At 71.9% G+C, this 1,538-nt stretch carries 2 protein-coding genes; both read left to right on the top strand.

The features are described from left to right. The coding region (locus tag AB1634_19470; GenBank protein ID MEW6221693.1) for a helix-hairpin-helix domain-containing protein at positions 1 to 677 on the top strand (677 nt) is incomplete at its 5' end. Between the two features lie 196 nt (positions 678 to 873). Then, a partial coding sequence (locus AB1634_19465; GenBank protein ID MEW6221692.1) for a translation initiation factor IF-2 occupies positions 874 to 1,538 on the top strand: 665 nt, incomplete at its 3' end.

Genomic DNA, 1,538 nt, shown 5'->3' with positions numbered 1-1,538 from the left:
CCCGGGAGCCGGGCTCCCGGGCCAAGATCGCCGTGGTGTCCCGGGATGTCGACGTCGATCCGGTGGGCGCCTGCGTGGGCATGAAAGGCGCCCGGGTGCAGAACGTGGTCCAGGAGCTGCAAGGCGAGAAGATCGACATCGTGCCCTGGAGCCCGGATCCGGCCAAGTTCGTCTCCAACGCCTTGGCGCCGGCCCAGGTCTCCATGGTCAGCGTCGACGATGCGCGCCGGGCCCTCATCGTCATCGTGCCGGACGATCAGCTTTCCCTGGCCATCGGCCGCCAGGGACAGAACGTGCGCCTGGCCGCCCGGCTTCTGGAATGGAAGATCGACGTCAAGAGTGAGACCGCCTACACCCGCATGATGCAGGAAGGCTATCAGTCCCTGCTGGAGATCCCGGGGCTCGACACCAGGACGGTAGACGCCCTCTACGAGGCGGGATTCACCTCGGTGACCGAGCTGGCCGAGGCGACGGCGGAGGAGGTGGGGCAGGTGCCGGCGGTGGGTCCGGAGCGGGCGGCCGAGATCGTGGCCCGGGCCCGGGAGCAGCTGGAGCAGCTGGAGCAGCAGGAGCAGCAGGAGCAGCAGGAGCAACAGGCGGCGGCAGGGCAGTCGGCAGCAGAAGTCGGCGCCGAGCCGCCAGCAGGACTGGACGATCCCCAGACAGCCAACGGCTGAGGCGGGAAGCACCAGGGGATTGGACGCTCGGGATGGGCATTTCTCCGGGGGGCACGGCGTGATGCGCGGCTGCGCGGCTGCGCGCTCCGGGGGGAAGGGAAACGGAGGGCCGGGACAGGCCGCATGTGGCGGGAGGCCCGGCTTGGAGCAAACGATGGGCAAGATCAGGGTATATGAGTTGGCCAAAGAGGCCGGGATGGACTCCAAGGTGCTGACCGCCCGGCTGCAGGAGCTGGGCTACAACATCAAATCCCACAGCTCCACTCTGGAGGACGACCTGGCGAACGAGATTCGCCATCGGGTCCTCGGCCTGGTAAGCGAACGGGTGGAGGAAAAGCGCCTGCAAGCCAGGAGCGGCAGCCCGATCATCCGGCGGCGCACCCGTCTGGTGCCCACGGAGCCGGGGACGGGGGAAGAGGCGGTGGTGGCGGAGACCGCGGCCGAGGCGCCGGAGGCCCCGGTGGAGCCGCCGGCCGTCCAGGCGCCGCCGCCGGAGGAGCCGTTGCCGGAGCCAGAGGCACCGGCGGTCCTGGCGGAAGAGCCGGTTGCCGCGGCTCCCGCACCGGAGATGATGGCGGTGCCGGCAGCGGAAGCGGCAGCGGCGCCGGAGCCGGAGCCGGCAGTGCCGGCCGCGCCGGCGCCGGAGCCGCCGGAGGTGGCCGCCGCCCCGGAGCCAGCTGCCCTGCCGGAGAGCGTTGCCGCTGAGACCGCCCCGCTGCCGCCGGCCGAGGTGAAGCCGGCCGCGCCGGTGGCCCGGCCCCGCAAGGAGTTTGTCAAGGTGATCAAACGGGCGGCCATTGTGCTGCCAACCGAGCCCCGGGCTGAAGAGCGGCCCCGGGAGCGGCCGCCGGCCCGCCGGCC

It is taken from the genome of Thermodesulfobacteriota bacterium (assembly GCA_040755095.1).
Classification (GTDB): domain Bacteria; phylum Desulfobacterota; class Desulfobulbia; order Desulfobulbales; family JBFMBH01; genus JBFMBH01.
Note: the sequence above shows the minus strand (reverse complement) of the source record. Positions and strands in the feature narration are given on the sequence as shown.